Origin of the sequence: Vibrio sp. 10N.222.54.A3, from assembly GCF_041474095.1 — a bacterium.
GTDB classification, from domain to species: domain Bacteria; phylum Pseudomonadota; class Gammaproteobacteria; order Enterobacterales; family Vibrionaceae; genus Vibrio; species Vibrio crassostreae_C.
On the sequence record NZ_JBFRTN010000084.1, the window covers coordinates 55,848 to 73,003 of the forward strand.

The 17,156-nt window shown below is 46.7% G+C and carries 14 protein-coding genes and 1 riboswitch; of the genes, 4 read left to right on the plus strand and 10 right to left on the minus strand.

All coding sequences use genetic code 11. From position 1 onward, the window contains the following. Positions 1 to 91: 91 nt before the first annotated feature. The 4 genes from cysQ to AB4507_RS17825 form a co-directional block, all read right to left on the minus strand. A complete protein-coding gene (gene cysQ, locus AB4507_RS17810; protein WP_017062477.1) occupies positions 92 to 919 on the minus strand; it encodes a 3'(2'),5'-bisphosphate nucleotidase CysQ in 828 nt (275 codons plus the stop codon). A 36-nt stretch (positions 920 to 955) separates the two neighbouring features. Beyond that, on the minus strand, positions 956 to 1,507 hold the full coding sequence (gene nudE, locus AB4507_RS17815) for an ADP compounds hydrolase NudE (RefSeq protein ID WP_017062476.1): 552 nt from the start codon (positions 1,505 to 1,507) through the stop codon (positions 956 to 958). 289 nt (positions 1,508 to 1,796) lie between these two features. After that, positions 1,797 to 2,381 (minus strand): Fe-S biogenesis protein NfuA, encoded by a 585-nt coding sequence (nfuA, locus tag AB4507_RS17820; protein WP_004741449.1) that lies wholly within the window; start codon positions 2,379 to 2,381, stop codon positions 1,797 to 1,799. Positions 2,382 to 2,490: 109 nt separating this feature from the next. Then, positions 2,491 to 3,204 carry a ComF family protein gene (locus AB4507_RS17825; RefSeq protein WP_170962812.1) on the minus strand — a complete coding sequence of 238 codons (714 nt, stop codon included), beginning with the start codon at positions 3,202 to 3,204 and terminating at the stop codon, positions 2,491 to 2,493. A gap of 93 nt (positions 3,205 to 3,297) precedes the next feature. Between AB4507_RS17825 and bioH the strand changes: the two genes are divergently transcribed. Together bioH and AB4507_RS17835 are read left to right on the plus strand one after the other, a co-directional pair. Next, positions 3,298 to 4,074 carry a pimeloyl-ACP methyl ester esterase BioH gene (gene bioH, locus AB4507_RS17830; protein WP_372169731.1) on the plus strand — a complete coding sequence of 259 codons (777 nt, stop codon included), beginning with the start codon at positions 3,298 to 3,300 and terminating at the stop codon, positions 4,072 to 4,074. Between the two features lie 355 nt (positions 4,075 to 4,429). After that, entirely contained in the window at positions 4,430 to 4,903 is a 474-nt protein-coding gene (locus AB4507_RS17835) for a hypothetical protein (protein WP_017063078.1), read from the plus strand. Positions 4,904 to 5,154: 251 nt separating this feature from the next. Here AB4507_RS17835 and AB4507_RS17840 read toward each other — a convergent pair whose 3' ends face one another. Together AB4507_RS17840 and greB are read right to left on the minus strand one after the other, a co-directional pair. Beyond that, on the minus strand, positions 5,155 to 7,485 hold the full coding sequence (locus AB4507_RS17840; RefSeq protein ID WP_102428474.1) for a Tex family protein: 2,331 nt from the start codon (positions 7,483 to 7,485) through the stop codon (positions 5,155 to 5,157). A gap of 663 nt (positions 7,486 to 8,148) precedes the next feature. Continuing rightward, the gene (gene greB / locus AB4507_RS17845; RefSeq protein ID WP_017062470.1) at positions 8,149 to 8,631 is read right to left on the minus strand and encodes a transcription elongation factor GreB; all 483 of its coding nucleotides are present in this window, start codon (positions 8,629 to 8,631) and stop codon (positions 8,149 to 8,151) included. A gap of 178 nt (positions 8,632 to 8,809) precedes the next feature. On the opposite strand from greB, the gene ompR reads away from it, so the two are divergent. Together ompR and envZ are read left to right on the plus strand one after the other, a co-directional pair. Beyond that, positions 8,810 to 9,529, plus strand: a complete 720-nt coding sequence (gene ompR, locus AB4507_RS17850; protein ID WP_008218409.1) for a two-component system response regulator OmpR — start codon at positions 8,810 to 8,812, stop codon at positions 9,527 to 9,529. A gap of 153 nt (positions 9,530 to 9,682) precedes the next feature. After that, entirely contained in the window at positions 9,683 to 10,978 is a 1,296-nt protein-coding gene (gene envZ, locus AB4507_RS17855) for a two-component system sensor histidine kinase EnvZ (protein ID WP_102398527.1), read from the plus strand. A 276-nt stretch (positions 10,979 to 11,254) separates the two neighbouring features. Here envZ and recG read toward each other — a convergent pair whose 3' ends face one another. The 4 genes from recG to gmk form a co-directional block, all read right to left on the minus strand. After that, on the minus strand, positions 11,255 to 13,333 hold the full coding sequence (gene recG, locus AB4507_RS17860; RefSeq protein WP_017062468.1) for an ATP-dependent DNA helicase RecG: 2,079 nt from the start codon (positions 13,331 to 13,333) through the stop codon (positions 11,255 to 11,257). 177 nt (positions 13,334 to 13,510) lie between these two features. Next, complete coding sequence (gene spoT / locus AB4507_RS17865; protein ID WP_017062467.1) at positions 13,511 to 15,637, minus strand: bifunctional GTP diphosphokinase/guanosine-3',5'-bis pyrophosphate 3'-pyrophosphohydrolase; 2,127 nt, start codon at positions 15,635 to 15,637, stop codon at positions 13,511 to 13,513. Between the two features lie 53 nt (positions 15,638 to 15,690). Then, positions 15,691 to 15,963 (minus strand): DNA-directed RNA polymerase subunit omega, encoded by a 273-nt coding sequence (rpoZ, locus tag AB4507_RS17870; RefSeq protein WP_009848003.1) that lies wholly within the window; start codon positions 15,961 to 15,963, stop codon positions 15,691 to 15,693. A 119-nt stretch (positions 15,964 to 16,082) separates the two neighbouring features. Further along, positions 16,083 to 16,706 carry a guanylate kinase gene (gmk, locus tag AB4507_RS17875; protein WP_017062466.1) on the minus strand — a complete coding sequence of 208 codons (624 nt, stop codon included), beginning with the start codon at positions 16,704 to 16,706 and terminating at the stop codon, positions 16,083 to 16,085. A 348-nt stretch (positions 16,707 to 17,054) separates the two neighbouring features. Continuing rightward, positions 17,055 to 17,154, plus strand: a riboswitch (purine riboswitch). The last annotated feature ends 2 nt before the right edge of the window (positions 17,155 to 17,156 follow it).

Below are 17,156 nucleotides of genomic sequence, written 5' to 3' on the forward strand. Positions count from 1 at the left end.
AGATATAAAAAACGGGCACCTCACTGAGGTGCCCGTTTTGTTTGTTCTGAGAATCTAGAGGATATCTGACAGTTAAAGGGAGCAAACTCGCCTAGTCTTTGCCTTGCAAAATTTCTACCCACGGTAAATCTGCATCACCGAGTACAATGAAGTTCGGGTTTTCTAGCGTTTCTCTTTCATTGTACGAAAGCGGTTCTAGTTGAGTACTTAAGATACGTCCGCCAGCTTCTTCAACAATGCACTGCGTTGCGGCGGTATCCCACTCTCCGGTTGGTCCAAGGCGCAGATAACAATCCACAGCGCCTTCTGCGACTAAACAGGCCTTAAGCGCTGCTGAGCCTAGAGGAACCAAATCATAATTCCATGCTGAGCTCATACGGCTAGTGATGCGATTGATGTCCTGGCGACGGCTGATCGCCATGGCGATTGACTGGTTTGGCAGCTCGTGACGATGCGTTTTGATTTTCACGCTGTCATTAAGGTCTGGGATCTTCCAAGCGCCTTTGCCACTGTAAGCGTAATAGCTCACACCTGAAACGGGTGCGTATACCACGCCCATCACTGGCTTGTTATGCTCGATTAGGGCGATAATTGTCGCGAAATCACCACTTCGTGCGATGAACTCCTGGGTGCCGTCCAGTGGGTCAACTAACCAGTAGCGATCCCATTGAGAGCGTTGCTCTAGGCTGATGTCGGCGTCTTCTTCGGATAATACGGGAATATCAGGCGTCAATTCACTGAGTTTTTTTAATATCAGCTTATGTGCTGCAAGATCGGCACTGGTTACTGGAGTGTCATCACTCTTAATGAACTCTTCGTAATCCTTTTTCTCGTAGATCTCTAAGATGAGTTGACCAGCAGAGCGAGCAATCTCAATGACAGAGGGTAGGAGGTGAGACAAATCTTTTGTTATTGGCATAAATGTTCTCTTACTCTTAGAGCGAGCCTGAATGTTCTAGTTATTGTTTAATACACGAAGGCTTAAAAGCAGGGCTGTAATACTCCGAGCCTCACAGAAATCGAGATGTGTTAACAGTTCTTCGGCTTGAGCAAGTGGCCAGCGCACAATATCGAGAGGCTCTGGCTCATCACCTTCTAGCTTTTCTGGGTAGAGGTCTTCTGCAATAAACAGCGTCATTTTGCTAGAGAAGTAAGAGGGTGCAAGGATCACTTCCTTCAGCGGAGTAAGCTTGTTGGCACCGAAGCCTATCTCTTCTTTGAGTTCGCGAACGGCGGCTTCGTTTGGCTGCTCACCAGGATCAATCAGCCCTTTTGGAAAGCCAAGTTCGTAGCGTTCAGTTCCCGCTGCATATTCACGTACTAATAGAATATCGCCTTGCTCAGTAATAGGAACCATCATCACTGCGTTGCGCCCGCTGGGCTTCATGCGTTCGTAAGTGCGCTCTTCGCCGTTTGAAAAGCGTAAGTCGAGAGACTCGATAGAGAATAGTCTTGATTGAGCGACAGTTTGTTTAGCCAAAATCTCTGGCTTGGTCCTTTTCGTCATTGCGCTCGCTCCTTAGCTCATTGGAATTCTTTCTTATAAAGTCATTCTAATATAGGGGAAATGACCTTGAGTTCCTAGATCCGAGTTTTCATATCCGAAAATTATTGAAGCAGGAATCGATTACGATCACTTGAATACCTTACTCAAGATGGTAACGAGGTGAAAATATGGTTGTATAGCAAAAGAGTATAGAGAGAACGCGATAGTCCTAACTTGCTTATCCACATAACAAAAAAGGTTGATGCTTGCGCATCAACCTTTCAAATAACAACTAACACTAAATCAGTGATTAGTAGTAAGAGTGCTCACCACGATCGTGCTCAGTTGCATCACGAACAGCAGTCAGTTCACCTTCAAACTGTTGAAGAAGTTCTTTCTCGATGCCTTCTTTTAGCGTTACATCAACCATAGAACAACCGTTACAACCACCACCGAATGCTACAATAGCTGCGCCGTCTTCAGTGATTTCTACCAAGCTAACGTGACCGCCGTGACCAGCAAGTTGCGGGTTAACTTGTGTTTGAATTGCGTATTCAACACGTTCTAGAAGTGGTGCATCGTCTGCGACTTTACGCATCTTAGCGTTTGGTGCTTTAAGCGTTAGCTGAGAGCCCATTTTGTCAGTAACGAAGTCAATTTCAGCTTCATCTAGGAACGGTAGGCTTAGCTCATCTACGTATGCAGAGAAAGCTTCGAATTTAAGCTCTGTGTCAGACGCTTCGATAGCATCTGTTGGGCAGTAAGAAACACCACACTCTGCGTTTTGTGTACCCGGGTTTACCACGAACACACGAATGTTTGTACCTTCAGGCTGCTGTGACAGCAGATTGGCAAAATGAGTTTGAGCTGTTTCTGTAATAGTAATATTTGACACGACGAATACCTGAGTAGATTTGTAGGTTATTAGCGCCATTCTACTCCTGTCAGATTTGTAATTCAGCCCTTTTTTGTTGGATTGCTGTACAAGTAGTGATTCACAGCTTTTATCCAGAGGGCTCAGGAGTGCGGCAGATGCAGTAAATATCAATCCTTTTAACGTCCACTTCAAGTAGTAATTGGCATAATTGATACACAGTACTGCCGGTGGTTACAACATCATCAATTATCGCGACGTGAGAGGGGATAGTTCCTTGAACGTCTTGTTTTCGCAGCGCAAAAGCGCTCTTTAGATTGTGTAATCGTGCGGATTTAGTCAGCCCCTGCTGGGAAGCCGTTGAGCGAATTCGACGAAAGAGCACATCACTTTCAACGCCAAGCTCTTGAGCCGTGTAGTCGGCTAGCAGCTTACTTTGATTAAAGCCGCGATGAGTATATCGACGCCAATGCAGCGGCACGCTGGTGATCAGCGGAGCAGGATATTCGATACGTGATGCCAATAGCTTAGATAGATCACGTGCAAACCAAAACTTATCAGCGTACTTCATTTGCTGAATGTAACCTGCTGTAGGGAAGGTGTAATCGCCGACACAGTAGAGGCGATGCCAAGGTGGAGGTTGAGATAAGCACTGTCCGCACTGCTCTACTGTGAGCAGTGTTTTTAAACCACATCGTTGGCAGCGTGGTACTGGCTGAAAGAGTTTGAGACAAGAATTGCACCATCGAGGATGTGTATCACTGGGCAGTTTATCAAGTTTGCACAGGTGGCATTGAGGTGTGACCAGACGTGGTGTGTGTTTTTGTAGCCAATCGGATAACATAGCTCGTGATGCTTTTGGGTTATGGTGTTCCTTTTGCTCACCATACTGAAAAGCGCGGATTATCGCTGATGGAAAAAGTAGGGAATATTGAGAATGAGTGACGCGTTATATTGGCATGTTTCTGGGCAAGGGCCTGATTTAGTACTGGTTCACGGCTGGGGAATGAACGGTGCGGTATGGCAACAAACCGTTAATGCATTACAAGCTGATTTTCGAGTGCATGTTGTCGATTTACCAGGGTATGGACACAGCGCGCACTGCCACGCTCAAGATCTTGAAGAGATTGCTCAGCAGCTTTTGGCCGAAGCACCAAAGCAAGCGATTTGGGTGGGTTGGTCACTTGGAGGCTTGGTCGCAACGCACATGGCTCTCCATCACTCAGATTACGTGAGCAAGCTGGTGACTGTCGCCAGTTCTCCCAAATTCGCCGCTGCAAAAGAGCCCGTGTTATGGCGAGGCATTCAGCCCAAAGTATTAAGCGCATTCACCGAGCAACTGGTTGAAGATTTCCAAACCACCATCGAACGCTTTATGGCATTGCAAGCCATGGGCAGCCCTTCAGCAAGGCAAGATGTAAAACAACTCAAGCAAGCGGTGCTGTCTCGCCCGTTGCCGAACCCTGACTCATTATTGGCAGGATTAAAGATGCTGTCGGATGTCGATCTGCGTGAACAACTGCCTGAGATTTCAGTACCAATGCTACGCTTGTATGGTCGATTAGATGGATTGGTGCCAATCAAGGTTGCGAAAGACTTAGGCACAGCCTTGCCTCATACCGAGCAATACATATTTACCCAGTCTTCGCATGCACCGTTTATGACCGAAGCGGATGCCTTTTGCAGTGAGCTTGTCAGCTTCGCACAAAAATAATTGCTAAATATATATCCGGCTTGGTCGATATATAAGCTAATACCAATCACAGTAAGTAAGTGTTCAAAAATAGCGTAGGTAAAAGGCTTGAGAACAAGGCAGCTTTTTTTTGACAAGTAGTTTCGATAAGTAGTTATTCTACAATCAAAAAATCTAACGCCGTTATCGAGCATTTTAACAAGCTAGGATGATCAGTTATTTACTACGATTGGTATAACACCAACGTGTTGCTTGATACTCAGACCTAACTCTCTCCTGAGCTGATTGCGATAAGTTGGGCTATGCCTGTTGTGCTGACTCACAGTACAACAGCGTTATAGCAAAAACGATGGGCGATTCTTGAGGAGAGTTCGCGATGATTGTGTCACCTGCAACTGCAGTGAGTGTGCCACTAATCGCCCCGTCCGTTAATGTGCAAACAGAGCAAGTTGCGCGTGATAATAGAGTCCGAGAGCCTGTTGCTCCCGCAGTAGCATTGGCGAGAACCAATGCAGAGCGTAAGGTAAAATCAGACGATAAACGAAGGCAGCAGTCGGCTTGGGATCCTTCAGACCATCCAGGTTATGAAATGGAGAACGAGTCAGAGGCCAATTCGGTTAGCCAAGAAGAGCCACAAGACCCTTTTGATCGGCTGTTCAGCTTATTGGCACTGAAAACATACAGTGCTGATCAAGGCAAAGGCTATACCATGCGTTTCCGCCTGCCAAAGCATGTTTTAGATGCGGCGATTCAGGAAGGACAGATGGAGAAACGACGTAAGGTCATAAAGTATCATTATGGTCATGCTGTTGCGCCTCATGCTCCGTCAGAGATGTTGGTCGTATTATAATTATACTCTTCATACTTGAAGCTGCAGCGTTGTTAACTGCGTAAGTTCACCCTAATCACATAGAACCCCTATGCTCATAGGGCTGAACTTACTTGTTGCCTAGCTGCAACTCCAATTATTTTGAGTATAAACACGAAGAATACAACCAAGCTTCGATGTCTTTTTTGAACACATAATAAAAAAACCTGCATACCCTAAGGGATGCAGGTTTTCTGTTTTAAGCACATCAGCTTTTTAGATGAGCTAATGGATTACTTTTTCGCTTTAGCAAAAGCGGCAGCGAATGCTCCACCCATTGCAGCGTTTTGTTGCGGCTCTTCACGACGGCGTTGGCCACCTTGCGAGTTTTGATTCGAGCGGTTTTGTGTGCGAGGTGCACTTGAACGTTGAGCACGGTTGTCTTGTCCCGGCTCGTCCTTCATACGCATGCTTAGTGCAATACGTTTACGCTGAACATCCACTTCCATCACCTTCACTTTCACGATGTCGCCCGCTTTAACCACTTCACGTGGGTCAGAGACAAAGCGATCGGTGAGCGCTGAAATATGCACTAAGCCATCTTGGTGAACACCAATATCAACGAAGGCACCAAAGTTAGCCACGTTCGATACCACACCTTCTAGAATCATGCCTGGTTCTAGGTCTGAAACGCTGTTTACGCCATCTGCGAAGGTTGCAGTCTTGAACTCAGGGCGAGGGTCGCGTCCCGGCTTATCCAGCTCCTTGATGATGTCGGTGACCGTTGGAACACCAAAGTTTTCATTGGTGTAATCAACCGCGTGCAAACCACGTAAGAAGTCGGTGTTACCTACCAGAGATTTGATGTCTTTGTGGTTTTTCTCGGCAATGGTTTTCACTACTGGGTAAGCTTCTGGGTGAACCGATGATGCATCTAACGGGTTCTTACCATCCATAATACGTAGGAAACCAGCACACTGTTCAAAGGCTTTTGGCCCTAAGCGAGCGACTTTCTTTAGCGTAGTACGTGCTTCGAAGCGACCATTCTCATCACGGAAATCCACGATGTTCTGAGCGATGGTGCTAGAAAGGCCGGCTACGCGAGTAAGTAGCGCGGCAGACGCTGTATTCACATCAACGCCTACGGCGTTTACACAGTCTTCGACAATCGCATCTAGGCGCTTAGCGAGCATAGTTTGGCTCACATCGTGTTGGTATTGGCCCACACCGATCGATTTAGGGTCAATCTTCACTAGCTCTGCCAGTGGATCTTGCAGACGACGAGCAATAGACACCGCACCACGAATTGATACATCCATGTTCGGGAACTCTTTTGCAGCTAGTTCAGACGCGGAATACACCGATGCGCCCGCTTCGCTAACAATGATCTTTTGCGCTTTTAGGTTGCCGCGTTTAATTACGTCAGCCACAAAGCTGTCGGTTTCGCGTGAAGCCGTACCGTTACCAATCGCAATCAAATCAACATTGAATTGACGAACCATCTGCTCAACCACGTGTGCCGATTTGTCGTATTGCTTTTGAGGTGGGTGAGGGTAAATAGTTTCTGTTGCCAAAACCTTACCGGTTGAATCCACGACAGCGATTTTCGAACCGGTACGTAAACCTGGGTCCAAGCCTAAGGTTGCTCGAGGACCAGCTGGCGCTGCCATGAGTAGGTCTTTTAGGTTGGTTGCGAATACTTCAATCGCTTCGATCTCTGCACGCTCTTTCATTGCGCCCATCAATTCAGTTTCCATGTGCATAGAAACCTTGATGCGCCATGCCCAGCTAATCACTTGCTTACGCCAAGCATCCGCAGGTGCGCTGCTTAGGGTAATGCCGTAGTGATCAGAGATAATGTTCTCACAGTATGAACCACGTACACCTTCTTCTTGCTCCGGGTCTGCGTTCATTGCCAGTGTTAAGAAGCCTTCATTACGGCCTCGTAGCATTGCAAGAGCACGGTGAGACGGCACTTTGCTGAGTGTTTCGTTGTGCTCGAAGTAGTCTTTGAACTTCTCGCCTTCTTGCTCTTTACCTGTCACTACACGAGCGACTAGCTCTGAGTTGCGTGTTAGGTGTTGGCGAATCTTTTCTAGTAGGTTTGCGTCTTCCGCAATGCGTTCCATGATGATCGCACGAGCACCATCGAGAGCAGCTTTGGTATCGGCAATGCCTTTATCGTTGCTGATGAAGTTCGCCGCTTCCGTTTCTGGATCGTGCTGTGGTTCATTCCACAGTGTGTCGGCAAGTGGTTCTAAGCCCGCTTCAATCGCGATCTGGCCTTTAGTACGGCGCTTTGGTTTGTATGGCAGGTATAAATCTTCTAGGCGAGTCTTGCTGTCTGCTTGAGTGATATCACGCTCGAGTTCTGGCGTGAGTTTTCCTTGGTCTTGAATCGACTTAAGAATTGTTTGGCGACGATCGTCTAGCTCGCGAAGGTATGAAAGGCGGCTATCAAGGTTACGTAGTTGGGTATCGTCTAAGCCACCCGTAACTTCTTTACGGTAGCGGGCAATAAAGGGAACGGTGTTACCGTCGTCAATTAGGTTTACTGCGGCAGTGACTTGCTCAGAACGGACATTCAGTTCTTCAGCGATCAGTCGACAGATAGCTTGGCTCATCCGATGAATCTCTTATTTAATATCATGACAAATACATGGGGGTGAGCGTACGCTTTTTCTAGCTTTGGCTGTGTAATTATCCTGTCAGAAGTCGAATTTCCGTTTCTGATACCCGCTTTGTGCGAGATCTCTTACAAGTGATGTGAGACTAAGTCGCTTTAGACCGATGAAATCGTCTTGATGTTACACTAAGTTGCTGATTTTATTTGATTGTGTGTTTGTGGGCGTATTTCTCACCTGAAATGTTTTTTAAGACTATCTAGGAAACACGGCCATTTGCCGTAATATTTAACTTGTCGACAGGGAGTTGGCAGGAACAGGAAAAAGCCTAATGGACTAGGTATCTTCAGGATGAAGATTTGATTACTTAGGATGAGTGGTCAGCAAGGAAGTGATAATCTCTGGATGAGATTCGCCAGTCAGGATGACAGGCTAGAATGGACACCGCTAGGATGGCGATGAACAAAAAGGAAATTGGTTAAAGGATTTAGCCACTATCAAGGAAAGATGCAGGGAGCACCTTATCTCGAAGAGATAAACAGTAGCCGGATTGCTGCGATAGAGACTTAACCCCGCTAGGCGAAAGCCTTGCGGGGTTTTCTTTTATCTGGAGTTTGGGTTTGCTGAACACTCAGTTTATCGCTAAGTGTTTATTAAGTTTGGTTATTCGTTGTCTGCGTAGCGAATCGAGTTAATGAACCACTCTTTGTCGCCTTCCGGTGTTTTTACCGTAAACTCGTCATCTACTTCTTTCTTGAGCAGAGCTCTAGCCATTGGTGAGTCGATAGAGATATAGCCTTTAGCATCGCCGTAGATCTCTTCTGGGCCGACAATTCGAAACTTCTTAATTTCCCCATCATCATTCTCAATTTCGACCCAAGCACCGAAAAAGACCTTACCTTCTTGTTGTGGCGAGTAATCAACGATCGTGACATCAGGTAGGAACTTTCTTAAAAAACGCACTCGGCGATCGATCTGACGAAGTAGACGCTTATTGAAGGTGTAATCTGCGTTTTCTGAGCGATCTCCAAGGCTTGCCGCCCAAGTGACTATCTTAGTAATTTCAGGGCGTTTCTCGTGCCATAAGTGGTCATGTTCTGCTTTGAGCTTGTTATAACCTTCTCGAGTAATAAGTTTGGTTTTCATAAATCTGACTTAATGAAATGATGATCTAAGATAGAATATATAGAAAGGCAACATACGTTAACAATTATTTAGGCGACTTTTTCTCCAATAATGTTACATTTTTAATGTCTTATACCAATATACAATTTACCAAGAATGCTTAACCTTAGGTTTAAGCTTTAATAGGTGGAACCATTACATGCAAGAAAACTACAAAATTTTAGTGGTCGATGACGATGCTCGTTTACGTGCACTGTTAGAGCGCTATCTGTCAGAGCAGGGCTTTCAAGTGCGTAGCGTGGCAAACAGTGAGCAGATGGACCGCCTGTTAACCCGTGAAAATTTTCACTTGATGGTATTGGATTTAATGTTGCCGGGCGAAGATGGTCTATCGATCTGTCGTCGTCTACGAAACGCAAACAACTCGCTACCAATCCTGATGCTTACTGCAAAGGGTGATGAAGTGGATCGCATTGTGGGCTTGGAAGTGGGTGCTGATGATTACCTGCCAAAACCATTTAATCCACGTGAACTGCTTGCTCGTATTAAAGCGGTACTGCGTCGCCAAGTCATTGAAGCACCGGGTGCACCAAGCACAGAAGAGTCTGTGGTTGAGTTTGGTGAGTTCCGCTTGAACTTAGGTACTCGCGAAATGTTCCGCGGTGAAGAGCCAATGCCGCTTACTTCGGGTGAATTTGCGGTTCTTAAGTCCTTGGTAACGAATGCTCGTGAGCCAATGTCTCGCGATAAGCTGATGAACATGGCTCGTGGCCGTGAGTATTCAGCAATGGAACGTTCTATCGATGTTCAGATTTCACGTCTGCGTCGTCTAGTGGAAGAAGATCCAAGCAAACCTCGCTACATCCAAACGGTGTGGGGCTTGGGTTATGTATTCGTTCCAGATGGCAAAGCTGTGTAATTCAGCTTAATAAGCTCTACAGTAGCTTTATCGATTCTGTGAATCTTACGGGTCATCTCATTAATATGCGATGGCCCGTTTTCTATTCAGCACAATGGTTTAGAGTTATAGTCATATAACACTTTCTTTATCTTTCTACATCTCGGGTACCCCATGCGTATACGTAGCTCCTTTACTCAGTCGATAGTGCTTTTCTTAACGCTATTGGTCGCTAGCCAAATTTTTTCTTATTACGCGGTGTTTAACTATGCGTTGATGCCAAGTTTGCAGCAGTTTAATAAGATTTTGGCTCACGAGCTAAACCTGGTATTGGACCAAGGCAGTGATATCGAGATCGATGCGCCATTGCGTCAGCGTGTGCTTGAACAGCTCGGGGTAACCGTTCACGCCAAGGGCAGCGAAGCGGCGGGTGAGTATTACCATGCGGTCGCAATCGACCTGATGAGTGAGGAGATGACCAAGGAGCTGGGTTCTGAAACTGAAGTGCGGCTGATCTTGGGTAAAGAGAGCTATGTGCTTTGGATGGACATTGCGCAGTTACCCAACTCTTTAATTCGTATTCCGTTATCAGAGCTGCAAGAAGAGGATTTTGCACCACTGTTTCGTAACAGTCTGATCATGGCGCTGTTGATTGTCGCAGGTGGTTGGCTGTTTATCCGATTGCAAAACCGTCCGTTGATAGCGCTAGAGAAAGCGGCGCAAGGTGTCGGGCGAGGTGATATTCCACCGCCATTGCCAGTTCAAGGCGCACAAGAGATTCGCTCGGTAACTCGAGCCTTTAACCAGATGTCGAAAGGCATCCAAGAGCTAGAAGAAGACCGCGCCTTGTTGATGGCGGGTATCAGCCATGATTTACGTACTCCGTTAACGCGTATTCGCTTAGCGACTGAGATGATGTCACCAGAGGATGCCTACTTAGCTGAGGGGATTATCAGTGATACCGAAGAGTGTAATGAAATCATCAGCCAGTTCATGGATTACCTAAAGCCTGTCGACCGAGATTCATTCCAAGCGGTGTTTGTCGATGATATTGCTCGTGAGGTATCGAGCTCTGAGGGTGGCTACGAGGTTCAGATTGAAACCGATATTCCAGAATCGATGAAGCCAGCGCTAGGTAATCCGATCGCGATGAAGCGTGCTGTGAGCAACTTGGTGGTGAATGCGCTGCGTTACGGTAATGGTTGGGTCAAGGTATCAACTGGTATGACGGCGGATAACAAGCTTGCTTGGGTGACGGTAGAAGATAACGGGCCGGGTATTCCACAAGACCAGATCGGAAAGCTGTTTGAACCTTTCACGCGTGGTGACACGGCTCGTGGTAGCGAAGGAACGGGCTTGGGCTTAGCAATTGTGAAACGTATCGTTAGCCAGCATCAAGGTGCTGTTGTGGTCAATAACCGCAGTGAAGGTGGCTTAAAAGCGCAGATCAGTTTCCCGGTTAAGCCCTAGTTATCATCGGTCCGTTTGATGACGATAAGTTCGGTTCGGGGAACGGTTAAGAGATCCCCGACTCGGTCATTCTTCCCTCTCCGAGGATGACGAATTGCTAACCATGGACTTTGATGATGAAAGTTTACTTTGATCGTCATTCCCTATCGTGAGGAACGAGCGAATAGGGAATCTCGCTCTTGCTTGATGAAAGTAACGCACACTAAAAAGGCTTCCTTGAGGAAGCCTTTTTTACGTTTGAACACGGTCTCAGTGTTAACTACGCCTTAGTGTTAACTACGCCTTAGAGTAAACATCGCGTTCACCCAACCAACGGTTGATGATCGCCTTAGCATTGTCTGGGTAGCTATCGTGAATATGACGCGCAATACGCTGCACTTCAGGTATCAAACGTTGGTCACGAATTAGATCGGCGATCTTGAAATCAGCCAAGCCAGTTTGTTTGGTACCGAGCAATTCACCGGGACCACGGATTTCTAAGTCGCGCTGTGCAATCACAAAGCCATCGTTACTTTCACGTAGCACACCTAGGCGTTTCTGAGCGGTTTTAGACAGCGGAGAGTGATACAACAATACACAATGACTTGCGACCGAACCTCGGCCGACACGGCCACGCAGTTGGTGCAGTTGCGCTAGGCCAAGACGTTCTGGGTTCTCGATGATCATTAAGCTCGAATTCGGAACATCCACGCCCACTTCAATCACGGTTGTCGCAACCAATAGATGCAGCTTGTTCTCTTTGAACTCTCTCATCACCGCCTGTTTCTCGGCGGGTTTCATTCGGCCGTGCACCAAGCCAATTTTTACATCTGGTAGTTTGCGTTGCAGCTCTTCTGCAGTGTCGGCCGCGGCTTGCGCTTCTAATACTTCGGATTCATCAATCAGCGTACATACCCAGTAGGCTTGTTTGCCTTCATTGAGACACGCATTACGCACCCGTTCGACAATATCATCGCGCTTGGTATCAGGAATTGCCACGGTTTGAATTGGGGTTCGTCCCGGTGGCAGTTCATCAATAATCGAAGTTTCGAGGTCGGCATAGGCCGTCATTGCTAACGTTCGTGGGATTGGGGTAGCGGTCATGACCAACTGATGTGGGTAGTAGCCTTGCTTTGCGCCTTTCTCACGTAGCTCTAATCGCTGGTGGACACCAAATCGGTGTTGCTCATCAATGATCACTAAACCAAGGTTTTTGAACTCGACATGCTCTTGGAACAGGGCATGAGTACCGACCACCATTTGCGCTTCGCCACTGGCAATACGTGTTAGTTCAGTTTCACGAGCTTTGCCTTTGAGCTTACCTGCTAGCCATCCAACTTGAATACCCATTGCCTCAAACCAGTTGGCAAAGTTAATCGCGTGTTGTTCTGCGAGTAGTTCAGTGGGTGCCATAAGTGCTACTTGTTGACCGTGTTCCAATGCGCGAACAGCCGCAAGCGCAGCGACCAAAGTTTTACCTGAGCCTACATCGCCCTGCACTAAACGCATCATTGGGTGCGGCTTTTCAAGGTCAGCTTCGATCTCTTTGGTCACTCGTGCTTGGGCATTGGTTGGTGAAAACGGCAGCTGAGCCAGTAGCTTATCTTTAAGGGTGTTTACTGGAGGAAAAGGCATTGCCTTGTCTTGCTGCCCTTTGCTACGAACAGACAACATAGACAGGTTTTGAGCCAGTAACTCTTCCATAATTAGGCGCAGTTGCGCAGGGTGCTTGCCTTCATCAAACAGCTCTAGGTCAATGCCCGGGGGCGGCCTGTGAATGGTATGCAGTGCTTGTGCGAGGGTAATTTGGTGGTCGTATAAACCTGATGGGAGAAGCTCGTTAACTGCGGCCTTGTCGATTAGCTCTAAGGCTTGATCGGTAAGATTACGCAGCGTGACTTGTCTTAGCCCTTCGGTGGTTGGGTACACCGGAGTCAGATTGGCTTCAACATCTGGCTGTTGCCTAGGCGCAAAGAATTTGTAGTCGGGATGGACAATCTCCAGCCCCATGTTACCGCGCTTGATCTCACCGTAGGCATGCACTTGTTTGCCTTCAGCAAAGTTGTTCTTCATACCTGCGGTGAAGTTGAAAAAGCGTAGGGTAATGGTGCCGTTACCATCGCTGATCTTTACCGCCAACATCTTACGTTTACCGAAAATGGTATCGACATGCATGACCTTGCCTTGCACTGCAGCCCATAAGCCCGCGTGCAGTTTTACGATGGGGTAGATACGTGTTCTATCTTCATAGCGCAAAGGGAGGTGAAAAAGCAGATCTTGTACGTTGTTAAGCCCAACCTTTTCCAGTTTCTCTGCGACTTTAGCGCCGACTCCAGATAAAGAGTTGAGAGGGATAGCAGATAAAAGCTGTGACATAACAAGGCTCATAAACGTAAGAGAGATGATCTATTCAAGCATTTTACTGGATTTTTGTACAGGCAGGAATGGGAGGGAGCGCGGTAAATACTAGGATTACGGTTATAAAAATCCCCTTAAGCGATAAAGCATTAAGGGGATTTAAATTTTTGGCAAAACTATTATCAAGTTTAAACGTTAGTTCTTACGACGTCTTACTTTCAGCGCGTGTGGCATCACACGTAGCTTTTTCATAATACTTGCAAGATGAACACGATCTTTGGTGGTCAGCAAGATAGTCACTGTGTACAGGCGTCCATCACGTTCTTCAGTTGAAATACCGTGAATGTTCGAGCCTGTTTTCGAGATAACGTTAGTTAACTCAGCCAGTGCACCTTGGTGGTTCTGCAGATCAACCTGAAGTTCAGCTGTGAACTCTTGGTCGTAATCGTCAGACCATTCCACCGCCATGTACTTGTCTGGTTCTTTCTGGTAACCACGAACGTTTGGACACGTTTCACGGTGAACCACAAGGCCACGACCTGGCGATACATGGGCAATGATGTGATCATCTGGAATTGGGTGACAACAGTTAGCGAACGTCAGTAGTAGACCTTCAGCACCACGGATAGCCAATTTCTTCCTTGGTGTGTCGCTGTTGTTTTCCACTTCAGTCAGTTCGTCAGCATCACCCAGTAGACGACGAGCAATAACGATACTCATCAGCTCACCAAGACCAATCGATGCCAGTAAGTCTTCAACATTGTCTAGGCGAAGATCAGACAATACGTGGTCGATATTCTCTTGGCCGATATCGCCAATAGAGTGTTCGCCAAGTGCATGATTCAGTAAACGACGGCCTAGCGTGATCGACTCTTCACGACGCATGGTTTTCAGAACCTGACGGATCTTTGTACGTGCGCGTGAGGTCACTACGTAGTTGAGCCATGCTGCATTCGGACGTGCGCCCGGAGCACTGATGATCTCAATAGTTTGACCGTTCTTCAGCGATTTGCTGAGTGGGTAAGGGTTCATGTCTACACGAGCACCTACACACATGTTGCCGACATCGGTATGCACCGCGTAAGCAAAATCGACCGCTGTTGCGCCTGCCGGAAGCTCGACAATGCGACCCTTCGGCGTGAACACGAAGATCTCATCTGGGAACAGATCAGACTTAACGTTTTCAATGAATTCGAATGAGTTACCCGCGCTTTGTTGCAGCTCAAGTAAGCTCTGCATCCAACGTTGTGCTTTAACCTGTGCGGTTGTGCCATTACTGCTGCGTGAGCCGTTGCCTTTGTAAGACCAGTGCGCTGCGACACCTTTGTCTGCCATTTGATCCATATCTTCAGTACGGATCTGAACCTCAACTGGCACCCCGTGAGGGCCGATCATTGACGTGTGCAGAGATTGGTAGCCGTTGGCTTTTGGTACCGCAATGTAATCTTTCATGCGGCCAGGGCGAGGCTTGTACAGGCTGTGAGCCTGACCAAGTACGCGATAACAAGTATCTGGGGTATCAACCACGACGCGGAAAGCGTAGATGTCCATAATGGTGTGGAAGCGCTGCTCTTTAGTTTTCATCTTGTTGTAGATGGAGAACAGGTTTTTTTCACGACCAAGTACGCGAGCAGGCAAACCGACCTCTTCAAGGCGGCCTTCAATTTCGCTATGGATACGTTGGATCATTTCCTTACGGTTACCACGCGCAGCTTTCACTACGTTTTTAAGTACGCGATAACGGTTAGGATAGAGGGCTTCAAAGCCCAGCTCTTCTAGTTCGGTCTTGATGTTATGAATACCAAGACGGTGAGCTAGTGGAGAATAAATCTCTAGGGTTTCACGAGCAATACGACGCTTTTTGTCAGGACGAAGTGCCCCAAGCGTGCGCATGTTGTGAGTACGGTCAGCTAATTTGATCAAGATAACGCGGATGTCTTGCACCATGGCGAGAACCATCTTGCGGAAGTTCTCTGCTTGCGCTTCTTTGCGATCACGAAATTTAAGCTTATCCAGCTTAGATACACCATCAACCAATTCAGCAACGGTATTGCCAAATTTTTCCTCTAGATCTTCTTTAGTGACATCACAGTCTTCGATGACATCATGAAGCAGAGCAGCTTGCAGGGTTTCGATATCCAGACGCATTTCTGCCAGGATTCTTGAAACAGCTACAGGGTGGATAATGTATGGTTCACCGCTTGAGCGGGTTTGCCCTTCATGGGCGTCTCTCGCTACCACATAAGATTGACGCAGAGCCTCAATTTGAGGCTCTGTTAGGTATTCTTGGGCAACGTCTTTGAGGCTATCGAATAGATACAAATTAAAGGCCCGGAAGGTTAATTAGTTCGAATGACGCTTTTTGCGAATATGAGCTAACGAGTGTGAGCGATGCTGCTTACTGCTGCAAGTTCAGCCGCTTCTTGCTCTTGTTGCTCTTGACGTTCACGAGCATCTAGTACGTCTTTAGTGATAAGACCTTCTTCGATTTCGCGAAGAGCGATAACCGTTGGCTTATCGTTTTCTTCAGGCACTAGTGAATCTTTACCGCCAGTTTGCATTTGACGTGCGCGGCGAGCCGCAATAAGAACTAGGTCGAAACGGTTGCCAACTTTTTCAACAGCGTCTTGAACAGTTACGCGTGCCATGAGGACTCCAAATAGTAATTAACTAATAAATTTTTGATGACGAGAAAGTATACAAGTTTAACTAGATACTTTCTAGATCACCGTATACTTATCTCAATAGAAAATCTAGGGGATCTAGATTATTCCGCTAATAAAGCAGTAAGCATGCCGCTGTATTTCGCTGCTTGCTTATCTTCTTTTAAGCGTTCCGCACGAATGATAGCTCTGAAGTCCATTAGGGCTGCATCAAAGTCGTCATTCACGATCACATAATCATATTCTGCATAGTGAGAAATCTCTGATTTTGCTTCGCTCATGCGTTTCGCAATAACTTCGTCGCTGTCTTGACCGCGAACATTCAAACGACGCTCTAGTTCACCATTTGATGGTGGAAGAATGAATACACTCTTCGCTTGAGGCATTTGTTCACGGATCTGACGAGCACCTTGCCAGTCGATATCTAGGAATACATCGATACCGCGGTTTAGGTTTTCTTCAATCCAAACGCGTGAAGTACCGTAGTAGTTGCCGAACACTTCAGCGTACTCTAGGAATTCACCTTTAGTAATAAGGTCTTCAAAATGATGCTTCTCTACGAAGTGGTAGTGAACACCATTTTCTTCACCAGGGCGCATACCGCGAGTGGTGTGTGAAACAGATACCTTCATTGCGTAGGTTGGATTGGTTTCTAGCATTGCTGAGATCAAGCTCGACTTACCTGCGCCACTAGGTGCAGATACGATGTAAAGAGTACCTTTGCCCATCTGTATATTTCCACTGTTGGTTGGATTGAGTGAAGGCAATAAACCTACACTTTAAAAGATAGCACTGACTCTAATTTTTGTTCCGATGGCGCATCTACTAATTGTGCCGTTGGTTACGTCTATAAAGAGATAACGAGTAAAACTAATAGAAGCAACTGGTGAAAATTAGGTCAGAAAAATGGAGGCGAAGAGTAGCATATTTAGATGATTGAGAACAACTGGCTTGATCGTTATTTATTAGCGAATGATCTTCTCAAGGATCTTTGTATAAATGTAATGACTCGTCATCGGTACTTTTTTATGTGATCTGGACAAAATTTGTTGAAGTTTTAATCTCAATCCTTACAATCCGCGCAAACGATTAAATGCTGTATATATCTAGTGATATGGACTAGGTGTTTCTACTACCGAGCCTACCTTGGTGACTACAGTTTTTAGTGTAGAGACCTC